Annotated in this window: 11 protein-coding genes and 2 pseudogenes; 12 read left to right on the forward strand and 1 reads right to left on the reverse strand. The window is 53.8% G+C overall.

Going from position 1 to position 20,179, the window contains the following annotated elements; translation table 11 throughout:
* Window positions 1-104: 104 nt before the first annotated feature.
* The 3 genes and pseudogenes from J2T14_RS16665 to J2T14_RS30925 all read left to right on the forward strand — a co-directional run.
* Window positions 105-3,995 (forward strand): annotated as a pseudogene (locus J2T14_RS16665) (DUF5695 domain-containing protein); the annotation flags it as partial.
* 183 nt (window positions 3,996-4,178) lie between these two features.
* Window positions 4,179-4,835: pseudogene (locus J2T14_RS30920) on the forward strand (LamG-like jellyroll fold domain-containing protein); the annotation flags it as partial.
* 552 nt (window positions 4,836-5,387) lie between these two features.
* Window positions 5,388-6,176 (forward strand): S-layer homology domain-containing protein, encoded by a 789-nt coding sequence (locus J2T14_RS30925; protein WP_373458168.1) that lies wholly within the window; start codon window positions 5,388-5,390, stop codon window positions 6,174-6,176.
* Between the two features lie 93 nt (window positions 6,177-6,269).
* Here the strand turns inward: J2T14_RS30925 and J2T14_RS16675 are convergent, their stop codons facing one another.
* Window positions 6,270-6,809 (reverse strand): phosphatidylglycerophosphatase A family protein, encoded by a 540-nt coding sequence (locus tag J2T14_RS16675; RefSeq protein ID WP_307200374.1) that lies wholly within the window; start codon window positions 6,807-6,809, stop codon window positions 6,270-6,272.
* Window positions 6,810-6,942: 133 nt separating this feature from the next.
* On the opposite strand from J2T14_RS16675, the gene J2T14_RS16680 reads away from it, so the two are divergent.
* The 9 genes from J2T14_RS16680 to J2T14_RS16720 all read left to right on the forward strand — a co-directional run bounded on the left by J2T14_RS16680 (window position 6,943) and on the right by J2T14_RS16720 (window position 20,175).
* Window positions 6,943-7,998, forward strand: a complete 1,056-nt coding sequence (locus tag J2T14_RS16680) for a GerMN domain-containing protein (RefSeq protein ID WP_307472498.1) — start codon at window positions 6,943-6,945, stop codon at window positions 7,996-7,998.
* Between the two features lie 258 nt (window positions 7,999-8,256).
* On the forward strand, window positions 8,257-10,491 hold the full coding sequence (locus J2T14_RS16685; protein WP_307472500.1) for a helix-turn-helix domain-containing protein: 2,235 nt from the start codon (window positions 8,257-8,259) through the stop codon (window positions 10,489-10,491).
* Between the two features lie 415 nt (window positions 10,492-10,906).
* Window positions 10,907-12,517 (forward strand): extracellular solute-binding protein, encoded by a 1,611-nt coding sequence (locus tag J2T14_RS16690; protein WP_307200368.1) that lies wholly within the window; start codon window positions 10,907-10,909, stop codon window positions 12,515-12,517.
* Between the two features lie 100 nt (window positions 12,518-12,617).
* Window positions 12,618-13,511 carry an ABC transporter permease gene (locus tag J2T14_RS16695; RefSeq protein WP_373458169.1) on the forward strand — a complete coding sequence of 298 codons (894 nt, stop codon included), beginning with the start codon at window positions 12,618-12,620 and terminating at the stop codon, window positions 13,509-13,511.
* Window positions 13,512-13,558: 47 nt separating this feature from the next.
* On the forward strand, window positions 13,559-14,434 hold the full coding sequence (locus tag J2T14_RS16700; protein WP_307200364.1) for a carbohydrate ABC transporter permease: 876 nt from the start codon (window positions 13,559-13,561) through the stop codon (window positions 14,432-14,434).
* Between the two features lie 68 nt (window positions 14,435-14,502).
* The gene (locus J2T14_RS16705; protein WP_307472503.1) at window positions 14,503-15,453 is read left to right on the forward strand and encodes a sugar phosphate isomerase/epimerase family protein; all 951 of its coding nucleotides are present in this window, start codon (window positions 14,503-14,505) and stop codon (window positions 15,451-15,453) included.
* Window positions 15,454-15,458: 5 nt separating this feature from the next.
* Entirely contained in the window at window positions 15,459-16,154 is a 696-nt protein-coding gene (locus tag J2T14_RS16710) for a hypothetical protein (protein WP_307472505.1), read from the forward strand.
* Window positions 16,155-16,156: 2 nt separating this feature from the next.
* On the forward strand, window positions 16,157-17,914 hold the full coding sequence (locus J2T14_RS16715) for a hypothetical protein (RefSeq protein ID WP_307472507.1): 1,758 nt from the start codon (window positions 16,157-16,159) through the stop codon (window positions 17,912-17,914).
* Window positions 17,911-20,175, forward strand: a complete 2,265-nt coding sequence (locus tag J2T14_RS16720) for a glycoside hydrolase family 88/105 protein (protein WP_307472509.1) — start codon at window positions 17,911-17,913, stop codon at window positions 20,173-20,175. Before J2T14_RS16715 ends, J2T14_RS16720 begins: the two co-directional genes overlap by 4 nt.
* The last annotated feature ends 4 nt before the right edge of the window (window positions 20,176-20,179 follow it).

Consider the following 20,179-nt stretch of genomic DNA (forward strand, 5'->3'; position numbering starts at 1 on the left):
CAATGCCTTGTTAAAGTAAGCGGAAAGGAGGGACTGCGGATTCTCGCTTTTGATGTAGCGGCTTCTCATTTGAAATCTAAACGATTAACAAGAGGAGGAATTTTATGCTAAACAAAATATGGGGAATGTTATCGGCTAAACGCACTGTAGCTTTATTTTCTTCTTTAGCGCTAATAGCGGGGCTGTTCAGTCCATTAGCGGGTAAAGCGTGGGCCGCGGACGGCGGATTGCAGGTGGAAATCGGGGAATACGGCGAAATCAGTTCGCTTAAAATCGTAGGCGATCTATTCCCGACCGAATACGTCATGAACAAGACGGCAGCGCCGGAGCAGGACACGGACGATCACCAATGGATGGGAGAATTAATGTTTACATATCGCTTGGGCGATGACGGCGAATGGAAGGAGGCTTCCACGAACAAGTCGGGCGATGTAAGGCAAATTGATAGATCCGGCGATGTGACAACCGTTACTTATGCGGGATCGCAAAATGCCGGAGGCATTCGGGATTTCACCTTGGTGGAAACCTATACGCTGGAGGAGGACGGTTCGCTGAACTGGAACATCCATCTGACGAACACCAGCGGGCAGAAGCTGGAGATCGGCGATTACGGCGTGCCGCTTCCTTTCAATGAGCAGTGGACCTACGGGGATGCGATCTATGAAACACGGGTCGTGAGCCACTCCTTTGTCGGTAATAACAGCTCCTATATGACCGCAAGCCGCCCGAGCGGACTCGGCTCTTATCTGCTGATGACGCCGGATTCGCAGACGAGGTCCGGATTCGAATATCAGGACCGGTGGCGGCAGGAAGAACGTCCGAACAGCAAATGGACGGGAGAAAGCGGCAAGTGGATAGAAGGGCTGAATGTCTATTACATCCACTCCAACGTGATCAAGAAAACGAATCGCGGCTATTTGCCGAATACGAGCCTTGTCCTGGAGGCGGGGGACGACAATCAGTACGGCTTTAACTTCTTTGCTGTAGCCGATGAGCACCAGATGAAGGAGAAGCTGTATGAGGAGGGGCTGATTGACGTCAGCGTCGTTCCCGGCATGATCGTTCCGACGAATCAGAAAGCGAAGTTCGATCTGCGTTCCAAGCAGACGATTAACTCGGTTAAAGATGAAGACGGCAACGAAATTCCGTTGGTGGAGACCAAAGACGGGGACCACCACATTTACGAGCTGCAAATGACGAAGCTTGGACCGAACGATATTACGGTCGGCTACGGCGACGGCTTAAGCACGGTTTTGCAATTTTATGCGATTTCTCCGATTGACGAAGCTTTGGCGGCACACTCCGAATTTATGGTGGAGTCCATGCAGTGGCAGGCGCCAGGCCAAATTTATGACAAAGTGTTTGATGACTGGATGATGAATACGAAGCGAAAGGTGGGCAATTTTAACGGCTATTGGGGCTGGGGCGACGATTGGGGGCTGACGCACGGACAGTTTCTCGCGGAGAAAAACGCCCTTGCACCGGTAGCGAAAGAGGTCAAGGCGGTCGACGAATATTTGGAAACGGCGATTTGGACAAATTTGATGAACGGCCATCATGAGGATTATTTGATTCACGACTTTTTGATGCCGGAGCCGAATACGACGCCGACCTATCGCGGTTATGCCTATCCGCACATTTACAACACCTTTTTCAGCATGTATAAAATTGCCAAGGAATATCCGGAGCTCATTGAATACGAGCATGATGCGAATACGTATTTGCTGCGGGCCTACAATATTATGAAGGCGCTTTACGAAGGGCCGGTTGCCTACAACTGGAACACGGGGTTGATGGGCGAGCTTACGACGCCTGAGATCATTCAAGCGCTGCAGGATGAAGGCTATGTCGTGGAAGCCGATGACATCGTCGGGAAAATGGCCGCGAAATACAACAATTTCAAAAATACGACGTATCCGTACGGCTCGGAATACAGCTACGACAACACGGGCGAGGAAGCCGTCTACACCCTTGCCAAAATGCAAAGCGGGAACGAGGACGAACGACTCAAAGCCCAGGAAATGATGGGCAAAATCAACGCAAAAACGCGAGCATCGCGCGGTCATATGCCGGTCTGGTACTACTACACGGACCCGGTCACGATTACAGGCGAGAACTGGTGGAACTTTCAGTACACGGTGTCGCTCGCGGGTTATGCCATGGATGACTGGATTCGCTATCAATCCGGCAGCAACCGGGAAGTGGAGCAGCGCCTGTCATATGCAGCGAAAATCGCGAACATCGGCTCGATAAACACGGGACAAATCAGCGACGATCCGGCCAATTACGGTGCTTCGGCGTGGACGTACCAAGCGGAGAAGGGCAATCTCGGCACGCTTGGTCATGGCGGCGGCGCATCGCTGCCGCTTCTGAACGGATGGAGAGGCATGACGGGGGAATCCGACCTCGGATTGTTCGGAGCCTTGCAAATTCTAAGCGCCGACGTAGCGGTTGATCCGATTTTCGGACTGACAGGTTATGGGGCGAATGTGACCGAGGGTAACGATTCGTATTCGATCGAGCCGATTGATGGACTTTACAAGAAAATAAACCTGATTTCCGAAAAGCTGTATTTGACGCTTGAGCGGGACCAGTTCACGCATGCGGTTTTATCCAAGAGCAAAGACGCGGCACGGCTGGATATTAAAAATTTAACGCCGGGCACGGCGCATCAAGTGAGTTTGACGTTAGAGGGCTTGAAGCCAGCGGCTTACGCGATTACCCTAGACGGGCAGCCTGCGGGCAAGCTGAATGTCTTCGGCGCAAAAGCGGTTCTCGAGATAAATGCGCCAGAAACCGCCAATTATACGATCGAGCTGAGCGAGACAACGCCAGACCCGAATGCGGCGCCAATCGCCCACGCCGGCGACGACCAGACCATTAATCTGTATGATGATTTGGTGCTGAAAGGCAAGGTGGAGGATGACGGGCTTCCTGCCGGCAAGCTGATCGTGCAATGGAGCATGGAATCCGGACCGGCGGACGGTGCGGTGGACTTCGGATATGCGGGCTCGGCTGTAACGAAAGCCCAGTTCAATGTGCCGGGCGATTATGTGCTGAAGCTGACTGCAAATGATTCGGAGCTGGCGGCAAGCGATACAGTAAGCATTACGGTTAATCCGCCGGCATCCCTTCCCGAGGTAATCGCGAGCTATAGCTTCAATGAGACGGAAGGTACGGTTGCCGCAGATTCTTCCGGAAGCGGCCAGGATGCCTCGCTGAAAGGCACTTCGTCATGGACGAACGGTCGATCGGGCAATGCCGTCAAAGTAGGCGGCACTGACGGTTATGTGAAGCTGCCGGACAATGTGCTGGGGCTTACGGAGAAAATAACGGTTGCTGCCTGGGTGAAGGCGGACCAGTTGAATGATTACGCCAGACTGTTCGATTTTGGCACAGGTACGCAGTCGTATATGTTTTTGGCGCCGAAGGTAGGCTCCTCTATGCAATTCAGCATAACGACGGGAGGAAACCAGCCGGGAGCCGAGCAGTCGATTACGGGACCCGCGCTAAGCACGGGCGAGTGGAGGCATTTAGCGGTAACGCTGGATGGTCCGCTGGGCATTTTGTACGTGGACGGCGTGGAGGTTGGACGAAATGACCAAATGACGTTAACGCCGAGAAGCTTGGGCAAAACGAAAAATAACTATATCGGCAAATCGCAGTATAGCGACCCGTATTTGAATGCCGGCGTCGATGATTTCCAGATTTTCAGCCGTGCTCTAACTGCTGCGGAAATTGCGGCGATGGTTGCTCCTCCAGCGGATCAGATTGAACGGATCGAGGAGGTTCAGCTTTCCACGCCGGTGGAGGTCGCTCCAAAGCTGCCAGCATCGGTAAAGGTTTATTTGAAGGATGGAAGCGAAATGGAGGCATCGGTAAGATGGAACGACATCCAGCCGGGGCAGTATGCCGAAGCGGGCAGCATTTTCATGGTGAAAGGCCTCGTCATTGGCACGGATTTGGAAGCGACGGCGACGGTTACGGTGCTGGATCGCGTCATTCAGGATTATCCTTCGCTCATCGTGCGTTACAATTTCGATGAAACGGAAGGAACAGCCGTTCAAGATACGTCCCCTTCGGCCCTGCATGGCACGATTAAGGGGGAATTGGGCTGGATAAACGATGGCCATACGGGAGGAGCCTTGCAGTTTAACGGCGTTTCGGGCAATTATGTAGACGCGGGCAGTAGTAGGGCACTGATGCCTGAAAGCTTGACGTTGTCTTATTGGATTAAACGAACGGAAAATATGAACGACCGTGAAAATGTGCTGCTCTGGTTCAAGCCGGAAAGCAATTATGCGGGCAATGGCTTTTTCTTGACCTACAACGGCAATTCGAGCATTTTTTATGTCGATGGAGCCAATGGCTTTTATGTGAGGCAATCGCCGAACGATTTTCTGCCGCTGGACGAGTGGACGAATGTCGTTATTACATTCGATTCTGCGACGGGGGAACGGGCGATATACAAAAACGGGGAGCCGCAGACGCTCGGCACAGACGGCACGCCGGAATCCATAACCGCTACCGCGGATGTCAAAAAGATCGGCGTATCCGGTTACGGCAACGGGGCGCAGCTGCATGCGGCGCTTGACGATTTCCGGATTTATGACGGGGCAATGACTGCCGCGCAAGCGAGGGGCCTGTATGAAGGCAAAGATATCAAAAGCTTGGAACAGGCAGCAGCAGCTACGACCGTGGGAACGGCGCCGAGCCTTCCTGCCAGCGTGCAAGTGACGTACGAGAATGAGACGAGGGGCACCGCTTTTGTCGTATGGGATGCTATAAGCGCTGAGCAATACGCAGCGGTAGGAAGCTTTACCGTTTCAGGGACAGTGGACGGAACCGCCTTGCGCGCGGAAGCGGTAGTGACGGTGACGGCAGCGACGCCTACACCGACGCCAACACCAACACCAACACCAACACCAACACCAACACCAACACCAACACCAACACCAACACCAACACCAACACCAACACCAACACCAACACCAAGGCCGACACCTGCTCCGACGGATACGCCAGCGACGCCAACACCGACACCGACTCCGACTCCGCTACCGGCTGAGAATCAGGTCGTTGCAAGCGACCAATTGACTGGCAACGGCAGCAAGCCTGTGAAGATTCAGCTTGCCGAAGGCAAAATCAAACTAGTGCTGCCCGCCAATGCCGGCACCTTGCTGGGAAATTCTGCCCTGCGCGTAGAGAATGAAGAGGTTGCGCTGGAAATTCCGGCAAGCGTGATGGTGGATCTGGCAAAGCTTGTGGGGGCAAGCGAGGTTGCGGCATCGCAAATTATATTGTCGCTCGATAGGCTGGAGGACAATGTTCAATCCGGCGGCTTAACGTCATCCGGGGAAGCCTATGCGTTTAGTTTGAGCATTCGCATGGCAGACGGAGCGGAAAAGAAACTGCCTGCTTTCTCCGCGCCTGTAAGCATTCAGCTTCGCTATAATGCCAGTTCCGACGATGAAAAGCTGCTGGGCATTTATTGGTACAATGAAGGCGAGCAAAAGTGGGAGTATGTCGGCGGCAAAATCGACAAAGCTGCCAAGCAAATCATCACCTCGGTAGATCATTTTAGCAAATACGCTGTGTTGTCGTATCACGCTGCTTTCAGCGATGTGCCCTCCTCGCACTGGGCCTATGATGCTGTTCGTACCCTGACGGCGAAGCATGTTGTGTTCGGGCTGCCTGGTGAGCGGTTTGCCCCGCAAAAAACGACGACAAGAGCTGAATTTACCGCGATGCTCGTGCGGGCGCTTAAACTGGATGTTCGTGCAGCAGGAGAGGCGGTTGCAGAGCAGAGTTTCGAGGACGTTTCACCTGACGACTGGTTTTATGATGAAGTGGGCGCAGCGGCAGTCGCCGGTCTTATTCAAGGCGTGGACAGCAAGACATTTGCTCCAAATGATGCTCTATCAAGGGAACAAATGGCGGTTATAATTGCAAAGGCATGGACGATGATGAGCGATTCCATACGGCCCGTCAGCCAGACAGCACCTGACTATGCAGATGCCGACAGCATTTCCCAATGGGCGAAGCAAGCTGTAGTTAAGTTGACTGACCTGGGAATTATGAACGGCAAAAGCCATAATCGCTTTGACCCGGCAGCAACTGCTACAAGAGCGGAGTCAGCGCAGGTCATCAACATCTTCCTTCAGAAGCTGGAGTAATTGATAAAGCTGGAAAAATTGCTCAATGAGCAGCCAAGAAGACAAATTAAGAGAGCCTTTCGCACAAGCGGGAGGCTCTCTTAATACGTTTCGTTAATCGAGCGGAGGCGTCGTTACGCCTTCGCGTTCTGCTTGTTTGCGGTGCGCGATGCGGCTTGCGGCCGAAGCGGCGATGGCGCCGACGATGTCGTCGAGGAACGTATGGCACTCGCCGTCCGATTTGTCGTTCAGCCTTACGAGAATACCCGGCTTCAGCTTGTCGATATATCCGAAGTTCGTGAAGCCGATGCTGCCGTATACGTTGACGATCGACAACGCCAATATTTCATCGCAGCCGTATAAGCTTTCGTCATGCTTGATCATATCCTGCAGCGGCGCCATCAGCTTGCCTTCTTCGGCAAGGATATCAAGCTGGATGCCCGTCAGCACGGCATTCTGCACCTCGCGCTTCGATAGGACGGCGTCAACGTGAATCATGCAGTCCTGTGGCGTCAAGTCCGGGAAGTAGTCTTTTTGCAGAAAATGAACGAGTTCGGCGATCGCTTTCTTCTCCACGCCGCGCTTCAATAGCCATTCATTCGTTGCTTCTGCCACCTTGGCGCTGTTCAGGCTGTATTTCTCCGTATTGCTCATTTTCGTATACCCCCTCATGAAATTGTGGGACAAAACTGGTCTAAAACAGGGAAGGGCTCGTATACATAGTACTATAAATGAGGAGTTGTACAAAGCCGACAGGCAAAAAAATGATTGGGGAGGAAAGGTTAATATGGTTCAAAAAGGTTGGATTCGCCGCACAGCGCTTACGGGTGTACTGGTGCTGCCCATACTCACGGCGGGCTGCGGGCTGTTCTCGCAGGAGACGGGGAAGTCGATTGATCCCCCGCAGGTAGAAGACACAACGAACGGCACAGACAATGAGCAGACTGGACAGGCTGATCCGCAAGGACAAGGCACGCATATGACCGTTTATCTTCAGGACCGCAATGGTTACTTGGCACCGGTATCGTTCGATACGACGCTTGGCGCGAACGAAGCGGCCGGGCAGAGAGCGCTGGAGATGATGGTTGAAGGCGGCGCTTACGCCAGCTTGCTGCCGGAAGAATTCCGCGCCTTAATTCCGCAAGGTACCCAAATCAAGTCGTTCTCGGTGGACAAGGAAAACAAGCTTGCGCTTGTCGACTTCTCCGAGCCGTTCGCCAGCTACAATGCGCAGGATGAGCGGGCGATCGTCGAGGCGATCACTTGGACGCTTACGGCGATTCCGGGAATCGAGAACGTCCAGCTCTCGCTCGAAGGCGAGAAGCTGTCGGAGATGCCCGAAGACGCGTTCCCGCTTGATCTTGCGCTTAACCGCGACATCGGCATCAATATCGAAGCAGCAGACGGCGTCAATTACATGCAGTCCACGCCGGTTACGCTATACTTCTCCGCCAAGACGCTTAGTGAAGACCAATACTATGTGCCGGTTACAAGGCTGATCGCAACCGATAAACCGACAGCCGAAGCGGCAATGGAAGAGCTGATCGCCGGGCCGCTGGATAAGAAGGAGCTGACAAGCATTATTTTGCCTGATGTGAAGGTGAAGAGCATCGAGACGAATGAAGACGTCGTTACGGTCGATCTGGAGGACGAAACGTACGAAGCCGGCCAACAAATGCCTTCGGAAATGCTGGAAGCGGTCGTGCTGTCCATCACGGAAAACACGGGCGCAGCAAGCGTCCAAATTCTGATCAACGGCGAAGCGAACGTCGTCGACGATGAGGACAAATCCTACACCGCGCCGGTAAGCCGTCCGAATTACGTGAACGCCCTCAAATCTTAATACGCAGCGCATGAGAGGGGAAATAAAATAGAAGAAGGCGGCACAGGATGCCATTCCTGTGGCGCCTTCTTCTATTTCGGGCTGAAGGTATTTGTTTGCTTAAGAACGGTATAATCCCAGATTCCGGTTATGAAAAAGGTTTTCGATTAAAGCCGAGCCGTGCTACAATGAATGTGTAAGGTAAACCGCTTAACCTAATATGACTATTTTATTTGATAACGCTTACATTGTGAGTCGGATCGTAGCAGGAGGTTGAACATGCTTAAGCTTAACAACTGGTATTTCCGGTTGCTCGTATCTTATTTTCCGATCTTGGTGCTGACCGTGTCGATGATCATCTTTTTGTCGTTCATCGCGGTTAATGAAATATCGCGGTCCGAGACGGCCAAAGCAGACAGCATAACGACTGGCTATGTGGTGGACAGCGTCGAGCGCGCCATTCGTGAAATAGAGTTTAATGCGATGAACGAAGCCGTGAAAAATGCGAGTTATGCCGCGTATTTGAACGGCTCGACCGTAACGAACGACAGATACAGCGTCGTCCAAAGTCTGCGATCGCTTGTGGAGGACAGCGACTTGATCGAATCGATTTATTTGTACAGGCAGTCGGGCGACATGGTGCTGACGGCCAACGGGCAGACCGAGCTCTCGGATTTCGGCGACCGGGAATTCATTGCCTATGCGAAGGAAAACCGCGATTACCAGGGATGGTCGGCCAGCCGGGAGTATCGGGAATTTGATCGGCTCGAGCCGGTAAGGGTCATCACCATGTATAAGCAGACGCCGCTTCCATTCGGGAAAGACGGCATTCTTGTCATAAACGTCGATTTGTATGCGGTCGAACAAATCATCGGCAGCATGACGAATCATCAGGTTTCGTTCATGCGAATAACCGATGCGGCCAAGCAGCGGATTTATCCTGCGGGCAATGGCGCAGATGGCGCAGGCGGCGGAAACGTACTGACAACAATCACTTCGAATTCGCTTGGCTGGACGTTCGAGAGCGGTATTCTAGCCGGACAGTTGCTGGGCTGGGTATCGGTCGTTTCGTATGTATGGGTAATCATTGCGGTTCTGACATTTGCGGTCGCAATCATTTATATTATTTGGGTGACGCGCCGCAACTATAAGCCGATCCGGCTCATGATGAACCGGATTGAAGCGCTCCAGCTGCGGGGCAGCGACGGGGGAGCGGTCAGGATGGACGATTTGACGGTGATCGACCGCGCGCTCGAAAACTTGATCGATCAGTCGCTGGATTATGAGAAGGAGCAGCGCGAAAGCGTCATGCTTCAGCGCAGGCAGCTGTTTAACGACCTCATTAGCGGAGAGCAAAACGGGCAGATGAAAGAGCGGATGCGTAAGCTCGATCTTCTGCCAATTGCCGGACGATATGCCGTTATGGTCGTCAAGCTGAACCGGTATGACGATTTTCTGGCCGAAAACACGCTCAACGAACAAAATGTGTTGAAATTCGCGCTTGGCAATGTCATGCAGGAATTGGCGGTGGGAGAAGGATTGCAGGGGTGGGGAGAGTGGTTGGCACCGGACCGGATCGCTTTCGTATTTGCCGTTCCGGACGCCGATGGCCGCATTCTGGAGCAGCTTCGCGCAACGGCCTCCGTCGCGCGGCAATGGGTAGGGGAGCATTTGCGCTTCGTGCTGTCGATTGGTATCGGTTCGATTGCAGACGATTGGGGCCGAATCGGACAATCGTACCGTGACGCCTTGTCGGGTATGGAATATCGGTTATCCATCGGTCAGGACGCGATCACGTTCAGCGGAGATATGCCGCGGAGCAACCCGCGCGGGATGTTTAATTACATGCAGCAGTGTACCGACTGCGTGCAGGAAATCAGGCAGACGAACGAAAGCTGGCAACATACGTTCGAGCAATTATTCAAGCAGTTGGAGTCGGATACGCTGAGGGATGAAGATATTCATTCGCTGATGCAGCTATTCCTGCAAATGCTGAACCGCGAACTTAAGGATTTGTCGGATACGTTGAACGAATGCTTGGAAGACGATAAGACGTCCGCGCTGCTTGCCAAACTAAAGACGGCGTCGTCTCTGACGGATATGAAAGAGCAATTGCTTGATTATCTGGTGAATTTATACGAAACGTATGTGGCGATGAGCGAGACGAAAAGCTACAAAACGATGATGACCGAGATGAGAGCTTATATTCAGGAAAACTTCGCCGATCCGGACCTGTCTCTCAAGCATTTGAGCGACCGGTTTCAAATATCGGGCAAGTACGCAAGCTACCTGTTCAAGCTGGAATACGATATGAAGTTTGTCGATTTTCTGGTTCAGCTACGGATGCAGCAGGCCGAGCGTCTGCTGGCGGAGACGGACGAGACGGTGCAAAGCATTGCGCTTCAGGTCGGTTACGCCAATTCGATCACGTTCGGACGGGTATTCAAACGCACGACTGGCGTTACGCCGGGCGAATTCCGAAAGCTCAAAATGCGGCCCTCCGCTCTGACCTAGCCATTCTTTGAGGAATAAAAGCAAAAAAAAAGCGAGATCTTTCCAGTCGCATTTTATAAAGTTTATGTGTGTTTGGCAGCGGCAGTCCGGATAAGGCGATACATTCGGACGCCGCTGCATTCGTTTCATAGGATTATAGTTTATCGTCGGAATCGGCTTTATTACGGGCTTTTTCGGCTCCGATAGAAAACGGTTTATGTCAGGAAAATGATCTATCCTAATCGTAAAAAGCCTGATACGGCAAGGGTTTGGAGGAACGGTTTGCCGCGCCGAAACTGGTTTATTGTCATCGCTTTGCAAGCCGTGTCATACTGAGGCCACTTCCCGAACAAGGGCAGCTAGCTACGATTGAAAGCGTGATCAAATCCCGAGTACAGGAAGCAAATTGTCGAGAAGAAAGAGGGGTTGGAATCAAATGGTAAAAGTTGCAAACGTTAAAAAGAAAGCCAGCATGCTCCTAGCTCTCACGCTCGCATCAACAATGGTTCTCAGCGCATGCGGAAGCAACAACGAAAACAAAGGGAGCGAATCAACAGGGGGAGAAGGCGCCTCCGGCAAACCGGTAACGCTTAAGGTTGAAGTGTTCGACCGGGGCAATTCACCTTCCGGCTCGACCATTACGAAGAACTATTTAACGTCATACGCACAGGATAACTTCGGCACTCCGAACAATATCAATCTACAATACGTACCGATTCCGCGGTCGGAAGAAATTCAGAAGCTTAACGTGCTGATGGCGAGCGGAAGCGACGTGCCGGATATCGTATTCACGTATGATTCGCCAACATTTTATCGATACGCGCAGCAGGGCGGTCTGACCGAACTCGGCGAGCTTCTCGATCAGTACGGTCCTAACCTTAAGAAATTCCTGGGTGAAGACACGCTCGCTTACGGTCAATATGAAGGCAAACAGTATGCTCTCCCGGCAAAACGGGCGCATCTTGGCAAATATTCATCGTTCATCCGTCAGGACTGGCTCGACAAGCTGAATCTTCCGGTACCGCAAACGACGGACGAACTTTATAACACATTGAAAGCATTCAAAGAAAAAGACCCAGGACAAACGGGCGGCAAAGTCATCCCGCTCGGCATGGCGCTTGCTTCGGCACAATACGAGCCGCTCATTTGGTCGTTTATTCAACCGGTTACAGAGGAGCAGCGTTACACATTGACCCAGCAGCTTGGCTCAAACGATTATCCGACGTTGCTGCCGGGTTTCAAGGATGCTTTGCAATTCATGAACAGGCTCTACAACGAAGGTCTGATGAGCACCGACTTCAGTCTTGACGAGGACAAGAAAAAGCTGGGCGAAGACGCAGCCAAAGGTCTGGTCGGTTTCTTCAGCGAAGACGATATGAACCCGTTCTATGCGGACGCCCTTTACGCTACGCTCCAGAAGAACATTCCGGACGCGAAACTCTCTGCTGTCGATGTGTACACGAATTCGGAAGGCAAACATCCGAAACCGGAATACGCGCCGGTCGGCCTGTATCTCATGATTCCGAAAAGCAGCAAGAACGCGGTAGAGGCGATCAAATATTTGGATTGGATGGCTTCGGGCGACAACCTGCTTAACATGCAAAACGGGGTAGAGGGCGAGAACTATACGCTTCAGGACGGCATTCCGGTCACGAAGGCCGACGCATCCGATGAAGTGAAAAACCGTATTTACAACTGGGGCGACATGGCTATTATCTCGAACGGCAAGCAGCTTGGCGACACGGAGAAAAACGTTGAGGCTTATGTATTCGGCATGCCGGAGCAATTCCGTGAAGAGACGCGCAAAGCGCTTTCGGTCTCGAGATCCGATACGATCAAGCCGGTCTTATTCGACCGCCCGATTGAGGCGCAGAGCAAATACGGCACATCGCTGCGCGATAAGTTCCACGAAATCATCGTCAAAACGACGATGGTTAAGCCAGATCAGTTCGACGGCACGTTTGAATCGATGATGAAGGACTACATGGCAAACGGCGGTCAGGCGATTTTGGATGAACGCACCAAAGCTTATGAAGCTATGAAATAAAAAAAACGCCGACATCAAGCAGCTCGGAGACGACGGACCCTCCAAAGTCCCGTCTCCGGGCAATACTGTAAGCGGATAGGGGTGGATTTCATTGAACGCGATCGCGTATTTACGCAGATATTGGCAATTGTATGCGTTGCTTATTTTACCGGTCAGTTATTTCATTATTTTTAAATACGGCCCGATGTACGGCATTATTATCGCGTTTAAAGACTTTAACTTTTTTCAGGGCATTAACGGCAGCGAATGGATCGGGTTCGACGCTTTCAGGGAAGTGTTCGCGATGTCGGACTTCTACAAGACGCTCCGCAATACGCTGATGCTCAATGGCTTGGACTTGCTCGTATCTTTCCCGGCACCTCTGATTCTGGCTATTATGCTCTATGAGTTGAATATCGTCTGGTTCAAGAAGCTGTCGCAAACGATTTTGTACATTCCGCATTTCATTTCGTGGGTCATTATCGGCGGTATCGTCTACCAAGTGTTCGGTACGCAGTCCGGTATGATCAACAATATCGTGACATCGCTCGGATTCGAATCCATACCGTTTCTGACAGATAAGAGCGATTGGTTGATTACGTATTTGGTTGTCGGCGTGTGGCAAAGCGCAGGTTGGGGGACGATCATTTATTTGGCGGCTCTTACCGGTATCAATAGAGAATTATTCGAAGCGGCCGAGGTCGATGGCGCGGGCCGGTTGAGAAAAATTTGGAGTATCACATTGCCTTCCCTGAAGCCGACGATCGTTACCCTGCTTATTATTAACGTGGGCCACATGATCGCGATCGGATTCGAGCGGCCTTATATCATAGGCAATACCGCCGTTCGGGATTATTCGGATGTGCTCAGCACCTTTGTATACCGAATCGGCATTGAATCGGGCCAATATACGCTTGCCACGGTTGTCGGCTTGTTCCAAGCCGTAGTCGGGCTAGTGTTCGTGCTAGGCGCCAACTATTTCTCCAAGAAGCTGGCCGACCAAAGCATCCTATAAATGAAAACATACTACTGTTCTCGAAAATCAGAAAGGAGCGATAAGACATGAGAGATCGACAGGCCGGCCGATCATTCGATGTAATCAATGCGATCGCTATATTATTTTTCGTGCTGCTATGTCTGGCTCCGTTTCTTCATATAATTGCTATCTCGTTAAGCTCGTCGCGTTCCATTATGTCGGGCGAGGTTAGCCTTATTCCAGTAGAACTTAATTGGAACGCCTACAAGCAGGTGTTCTCCGACATGTCGATGATCCGTTCGCTCGGATTTACGGTTATGATGACTGTCCTGTTCACCGTACTGTGCATGCTGATGACGATTGCGGCGGCTTATCCGCTTGCCAAGACCAAATTGAAGGGCCGCAAGATTGTGATGTTCATTATCGTCATTACGATGTTTTTCAGCGGCGGGATTATTCCCGAATATATGCTCGTGCGCAATTTGAACTTGCTTGACTCGATATGGGCGCTGGTGCTGCCCGGACTGATTAGTCCGTTCTACTTGATCATCCTTATTACATTCTTGCAAAACATCCCCGATTCGCTGGAAGAATCGGCGGAGATCGACGGCAGCTCGCACTTCCGCACCTTGATCAGCATCATCGTGCCGCTGTCGCTGCCTGTTATCGCCACGCTAAGCCTATTCTACGGCGTCGGCCGCTGGAACGGCTTTACCGATACGCTGATGTACATTACAAGTCCCGAAATGTATCCGCTTCAATTGAAGCTCTACCAGCTCGTGCAAAACAATATGGTCAGCGAATTGATGCAAATGGAAGGCGCGACCGGACAGTCCATGCTCCAGCCGGAAAGCTTGAAAGCGGCGAGCGTTATTTTCGCGACCGTGCCGATTATGCTCGTCTACCCGTGGCTGCAGCGGTATTTCGTCAGCGGCGTGATGCTCGGAGCGGTCAAAGGTTAACGTGAAAACGCGAAACGTTAGTTTTGCACGAATGAACGGCAACGGCCGTTTACGCGCGGGAGGTTCTAATGGGGAAGGACAAAGGAATTTATTCGTTCTCGACATGCTGGAATATTAAACGACACAGCGCAGGAAGCGGGATGATCGATGAAATCCGGGAGCTCGGCTTCCGTAACGTCGAGCTGAACTATAACGTGACGCAGGAGCTGCTGTCGACGATCGAGCCGATGATCGAACGGGGAGAAATAGGCGTATCGAGCGTTCATAATACGTTCCCGCACGATCCGGATCCCGACTACGGAACCGATTCCGTATTGCTAGGCTTCGAAGACGAGGTAAAGCGGCAGCGGGCGATCGAGTTGTTGATCGGTTCGGCGGAATACGCGAACCGGTATGGAGCGAAGGCGGTTGTCGTCCATCCGGGCGAAGTACCTTTCGACTATAACATCGATCAGGCGCTCAAAAAAATATACCACGAGCAAGGTCCGGAATCTCCCGCTTATGTAAAGCTGTGGTCGGAAATGCTGGAACGCAGGGAATCGCTCGCTGAACGCTATTTGCAGAGAATCGGAGACAGCCTGGAGGACATTTGCGAGCGGATCGCGGCCAAAGGCTGGGACGTATCGATCGGCATCGAAACGCGTTCGCGCTGCTACCAAATGCCGACCCTTCGCGAAGCGAAATCGGTGTTCGACCGGTTGAAGGGCGCTCCGGTCGGGCTATGGTACGATTTTGGCCACGGCATGATGATGGAGCGAATGGGGCTGTACGATAACGCGCGGGATATGGAAGACATCAAGGACGACGTCGTAGGTATTCATATTCACGAAACGGTAGGCTTGTCGGATCACTGGTGCCCTTATGTGCACAGCGGCGACATGGACTACTTCGACCGCTTCCTGCCAATCATTGCGGCGGCTCCCGTGAAGGTGTACGAGTTGAAAGCGGCTTGCAAGCCGGACGAAATCGAGCAGAGCCACGATATGCTGCTGGCTAAACTGGCGTCGCTCGAGGTATAGCGCCAATGGATATGAAGCGGCTGACAGCTTATGCTCCCCGAATCTACTTCGATAAGGAAGAACCGTTCTATCCGGTGCGGGTCGGCGTATCCGTCCTGCATCGCGGCGAGCGGTCGGCGTCGTTTCGGCGCCAAATGGATTGGCAGAACGAGGCAATCGATTATGCGATCGAATTCGCTATTTATTGGGACTACGATATTCAGCATTTGTATGAGCTGGAGCATGTGTGGGTGCATGTGGGCAAGGACGGCTCCGTTCTGGATGCGGAGGCAAGCTTTCACGGCAAGTACTTGAAGGCGCTGCTCCCCGACCGTTCGAATCTGGAAGGAAGAACGGTGAGCCTCTACTCGCAGCCGGGCAAGCACGCGTTCTCGCCGCTTCCGATCCTTTTTCAGCTGCTGCCAAACGCGCTCAGCGCTACGGACAGGGACGCAGGTCTGGACGGCTTGACGCTGCCGAATTGGTATAAGGCACGGGGACGCTACGACGAGGAGACGAACGCGTTGGTCAGGGCCTATCAACAGGCTCATCACCGGTTCACTCCTTCGTTCCAGTTCGTTCCCTACGAGCTTGCGGGGCGTGAGCCATTGTTCGTCCCATGGGCAGAGCTGTACGAAGAAATTCCGGAGCGAATCGAAGCGGAGCTGACCGTCATCAGACGAGCGCTTGCCGACTCAAAGGAATCATTGGAAGGAAGATGACGATGTATAAGAAGCTGGTTGCCGTCAACGATGGCTGGGTGACGCAAGGAATCGACAATCAAATAATGGACAGCGGCAGCCGCTTCTATGGCGGCGTGGCCGACCAGGATAACGGCATCGCTTGGCCGACCCATACGGGAACGACGGCGGTGATGACGATATGGGCATGCGCCCTCGTATGCGAAGACTCCCGCTATTATCATGACGAGCTGCTTCGGGAGCGACTGGAGCTGGCGGCGGCCTTTATCGTTCGCATGCAGCACGGGGACGGCAGCATATCGCCGGGCTGGACGAATATGCACTCGCCGCCGGATACCGCCTTCGCGGTCGTCGGGATCGCCCAGCAGCTTGAACTGTTAGAGAGGCATGAGTGGTCGGCGCTTGAGGGCATTCGCGCAAAACTTCGGACGTTCCTGGAGCGCTCGACGCCGGCGCTCCTGACCGGCGGCTGCCATACGCCGAATCATCGGTGGGTGTTAACAGCCGCTCTCGCTTTCGTGCATAGGCTGACCGGCAATGAGAAGCTGATCGCCCGCGCCGATCAATGGCTGGCGGAAGGGATCGATTGCACGGAGGACGGAGAATGGACGGAGCGGAGCAACGGCATCTATAACGGCGTAAGCGACATCATGCTGTTCCATACGGCCGAGCTGCTGGGCCGGCCGGAATTGCTGGAGCCGGTTCGACGCAACTTGCGGATGATGGCTTACCTGATTCATCCTGACGGCGAAGTCGTCACCGACTATTCCGGGCGGCAGGACTTTGGGCACAAGTTCGATATGTCGAGTTATTTTCAAGTATCCAGCATAATGGCGCATCGCGACCGGGATCCGTTGTTTGCCGCCATGGCAGCGCTTGGAGGAGAAGCGCTGGATCGCCCGGACGCGAGTTCAAACAACGGTTTTATCGGATATTTGCTGTATCCGGAGCTCCAAGCGTCCACCGTCGAACGGGGCAGCCTGCCAGACCAATACCGCGTCGTTATTAACGGACAATTTCCACGGGCTCGTTATTTAAGCGGGATGGGAGCCGCGGGTCACGGCGGCAAAATTTTTCATAGCCGCCTTCACCCCGAGTTCGGCGCTCCTGTCGCGCGGCAGCGGGAAGGCAAGACGAGCGTTACGGTCATGACGGAAACCAATTCGTTTTTCGCGATTCGGCATGGTGATGCGCGTCTGCTTGGCGTGCAGGTCAGCAGCTCGTTCGAGCCAGGCTTCATCAAGATGAACGAATTGGCGCAGCTTCCAACCGGCTACTTGTTGTCCGGGACCGAAACGAAAGGCTACTATGGTCCGATTGCGGGCGAACGGCTGCCCGTGACCGCCGGCGATTCCGTCAGCCCTTGGTATTTGCTGCCGCATCAGCTGCGCGAGGTCACCCATTTGCAGGAGCATCATGTGCATATCGAGCTGACCGAAACGCTGGATGGCTGGCGGCTGCGCGTTCGATGCGATCTGCCGGACGTGCTCTTGACTCAAGTTTCCTTCGTATTCGGGAAGGAAGGGGCGTTTGCCGGGGGCGAACTGGCTCCTGCGGAGACGGGCACGCAATACTGGAAGGAAGGCACTGTACGGTATACGGCAGGCAACGAGTGGATCGAGGTGGATGGCGGCGCGCATGAGCACAGAGCTCGTTCGATTCGCGGAGCCGCATTCCCGGCGGATTGCCAGACGCTCGTCGTCAACGTGCTGACGCCGTATGACCGAACTTTTCATATTCGGCTTTCCCCGGCGGACGGTAAAAGGGGGGGCGGACAATGACCGTATATATAGAAGCGCGAGAAAGCGCCAGATACGTCTTCGGCGAGGACGAGCGCCGCATTCTGGAGCTGCTCGCAGGCCGGTATGTGGGTGCCAATCCGCAGATCCCTTTCGCCTTTCGCTCCTTTTCGCGTCAGGGTATTCTGCAAAACGAAGAAGGACTGTACGATATGGAGCTTGCCTCCCGGCTGCCGCAAGCGGCGAACGGCGATTACGCTTACGTCTACGGACTCGTATGGAGCGATAATGAGCGTTCCATCGATAGCGTATTGGAGCCGCTTGGCCCCATCAAAGTGTACATGAACGGAGAACTGCTGTTCCGGACGTCCGCCGTGGAAGAAATGAAGCCGGATGCGCGCGTTGTCATCCCGATGCTGTTCTCGAAGGGCTGGAACACCGTTCTGATCGAAGCGCGGCGGACGCCTGCTGGCTTCGGCTGCCGCTTCGGCGCCGACGAGGCGAAGGTTCGCATTCTGAACGTGCTTGCTCCTTTCGCGGAGCGAGCGGGAAGCGCAGGGTGGGTGTATTCGGCGCCGGTGAAGACGCCTTGTTATGGAGAAGAGGCATTCCCGCGCGAGCTGGGAACGGAGGAGGAGACCGGCCTGAGCTGGCTGCCTCGCGTGCGGTGGACGGCAGAGGAGACGGCGTTGCCGAACATGGAGCGACTGTTTGGTCGGCCGGAGACAACGCTCGCCGGTTACGGTTGGACGAAGCTGCCGATTACGGGAGCCGGGTCACTCGTGCTCGAAGGGCGGGCATATGGGCCGACTTCGGTCTGGATCGACGGAGAGCTCGTGCTGGACATTGCCGAAGCAGGTCCGTTCCGCGCAAATCTGAGACCTGATCAAGCTAGCGGGAATTTGTTGATTCGTACCGTTAGCAGCGGGCAAGGCTGGGGCTTCGTAGCGGACGCTTTGGCGGACGGCAAGCCGCTCGCGTTCGAGCAGCCGGTACAAGTGCATGGCAACGGCGGTTCCTGGCTGTATGCAGGACCGATAGGCGCAGATGAGGGGCTGGCTCCGTCTTCAATATGCCGGATGTCAGCGCTGCTGCCTTCCGTCGATCTTGGCGGCCGTCCGAGCGGCTTCGCTTATTGGGAGCTGGACGCTCCGCAAACCCGTGTCCGTCCGTTCTACGAGAACGCGATGCTGAGCAACAAATGGACGACCGGAACGGCCACCAACTTCGGTCGTTGGGACTATCCGCTTGGCGTTACGATGTATGGCGTGCTGCGAACCGCAAAGGTTTTGAATCGAAGCGAGCTGTCGGACTATGCGCTGGCGCATATTCGGAGCTGTACCGATATGTACGATTACTCCTTATGGGACCGCATCCAGTACGGCTTCCCGAGTGTCAATCATCAGCTCGTCATGATGCGGATGCTGGACAACTGCGGTTCGTTCGGCTCCGCGATGCTTGAAGCGTATTTGCAAGAGGGAGACGATGTTTTCCTGCGCATTGCCGAAAGAATCGCGGATTTCATGCTGAAGAAGCTGGAACGGAGAGAGGATCATGCCTTCTATCGACTGAGCGAAGGCGAATATTTCGACAATACGCTCTGGGCGGATGATCTTTACATGAGCGCGCCGTTCCTGATTCGTTATGCCGTGGCTTGCGGGAAGCCGGAAGCGATGGACGAGGCGGCGCGGCAGTTTCTTCTGTTCCGGAGCTACCTCTTCATGGAGGACGAGCGGATCATGTCGCATGTGTACGATTTCAAGTACGGTCAGGCGACAAGAGTGCCTTGGGGCCGGGGCAACGGCTGGGTGCTGTTCTCCTTGACGGAGTTGCTGCAGCATCTGCCGGTGGATCATCAGAACCGCAACGCGTTGCTGGACTTCTACCGGACGATGTGCGCGGGAGTCGCCGACCTGCAGAGCGGGTCGGGATTGTGGAGGCAGGTGCTGAACGAGCCGGAGGCATACGAGGAAGCGTCTTGCACCGCGATGTTCGCTTACGCCTTCGCCCGCGGCGTCCGTTACGGCTGGCTTGACGGCGAACGCCGTTATGCCGATGCGGCGCTGAAGGCATGGCGCGGCTTGACGGGCGGCGCTATAGACCGTTCGGGCAACGTGCACGGCGTATGCAGCGGATCCCGGTACTCCTTCTCGCCGGATTACTATATGTACGACTTGCGCACGGTCGTGAACGACAATCACGGCATCGGCATCATGATGCTGGCGGGGGTAGAAATCAACAACCTCAAGGAAGCGCTTAGCGCAGGCTCTAGAAGCGCAGGCCAAGGGGTGCATGCAACTTAAGGAG

The organism is Paenibacillus harenae (assembly GCF_030812415.1).
Taxonomy (GTDB): Bacteria; Bacillota; Bacilli; order Paenibacillales; family Paenibacillaceae; genus Pristimantibacillus; species Pristimantibacillus harenae_A.

Coding starts and splice junctions, on each gene's coding strand:
- J2T14_RS30925 (WP_373458168.1), top strand. CDS start 5,388: ATGGCAGACGGAGCGGAAAAGAAACTGCCTGCTTTCTCCGCGCCTGTA.
- J2T14_RS16675 (WP_307200374.1), bottom strand. CDS start 6,809: ATGAGCAATACGGAGAAATACAGCCTGAACAGCGCCAAGGTGGCAGAA.
- J2T14_RS16680 (WP_307472498.1), top strand. CDS start 6,943: ATGGTTCAAAAAGGTTGGATTCGCCGCACAGCGCTTACGGGTGTACTG.
- J2T14_RS16690 (WP_307200368.1), top strand. CDS start 10,907: ATGGTAAAAGTTGCAAACGTTAAAAAGAAAGCCAGCATGCTCCTAGCT.
- J2T14_RS16710 (WP_307472505.1), top strand. CDS start 15,459: ATGGATATGAAGCGGCTGACAGCTTATGCTCCCCGAATCTACTTCGAT.
- J2T14_RS16720 (WP_307472509.1), top strand. CDS start 17,911: ATGACCGTATATATAGAAGCGCGAGAAAGCGCCAGATACGTCTTCGGC.
- J2T14_RS16685 (WP_307472500.1), top strand. CDS start 8,257: ATGCTTAAGCTTAACAACTGGTATTTCCGGTTGCTCGTATCTTATTTT.
- J2T14_RS16705 (WP_307472503.1), top strand. CDS start 14,503: ATGGGGAAGGACAAAGGAATTTATTCGTTCTCGACATGCTGGAATATT.
- J2T14_RS16715 (WP_307472507.1), top strand. CDS start 16,157: ATGTATAAGAAGCTGGTTGCCGTCAACGATGGCTGGGTGACGCAAGGA.
- J2T14_RS16700 (WP_307200364.1), top strand. CDS start 13,559: ATGAGAGATCGACAGGCCGGCCGATCATTCGATGTAATCAATGCGATC.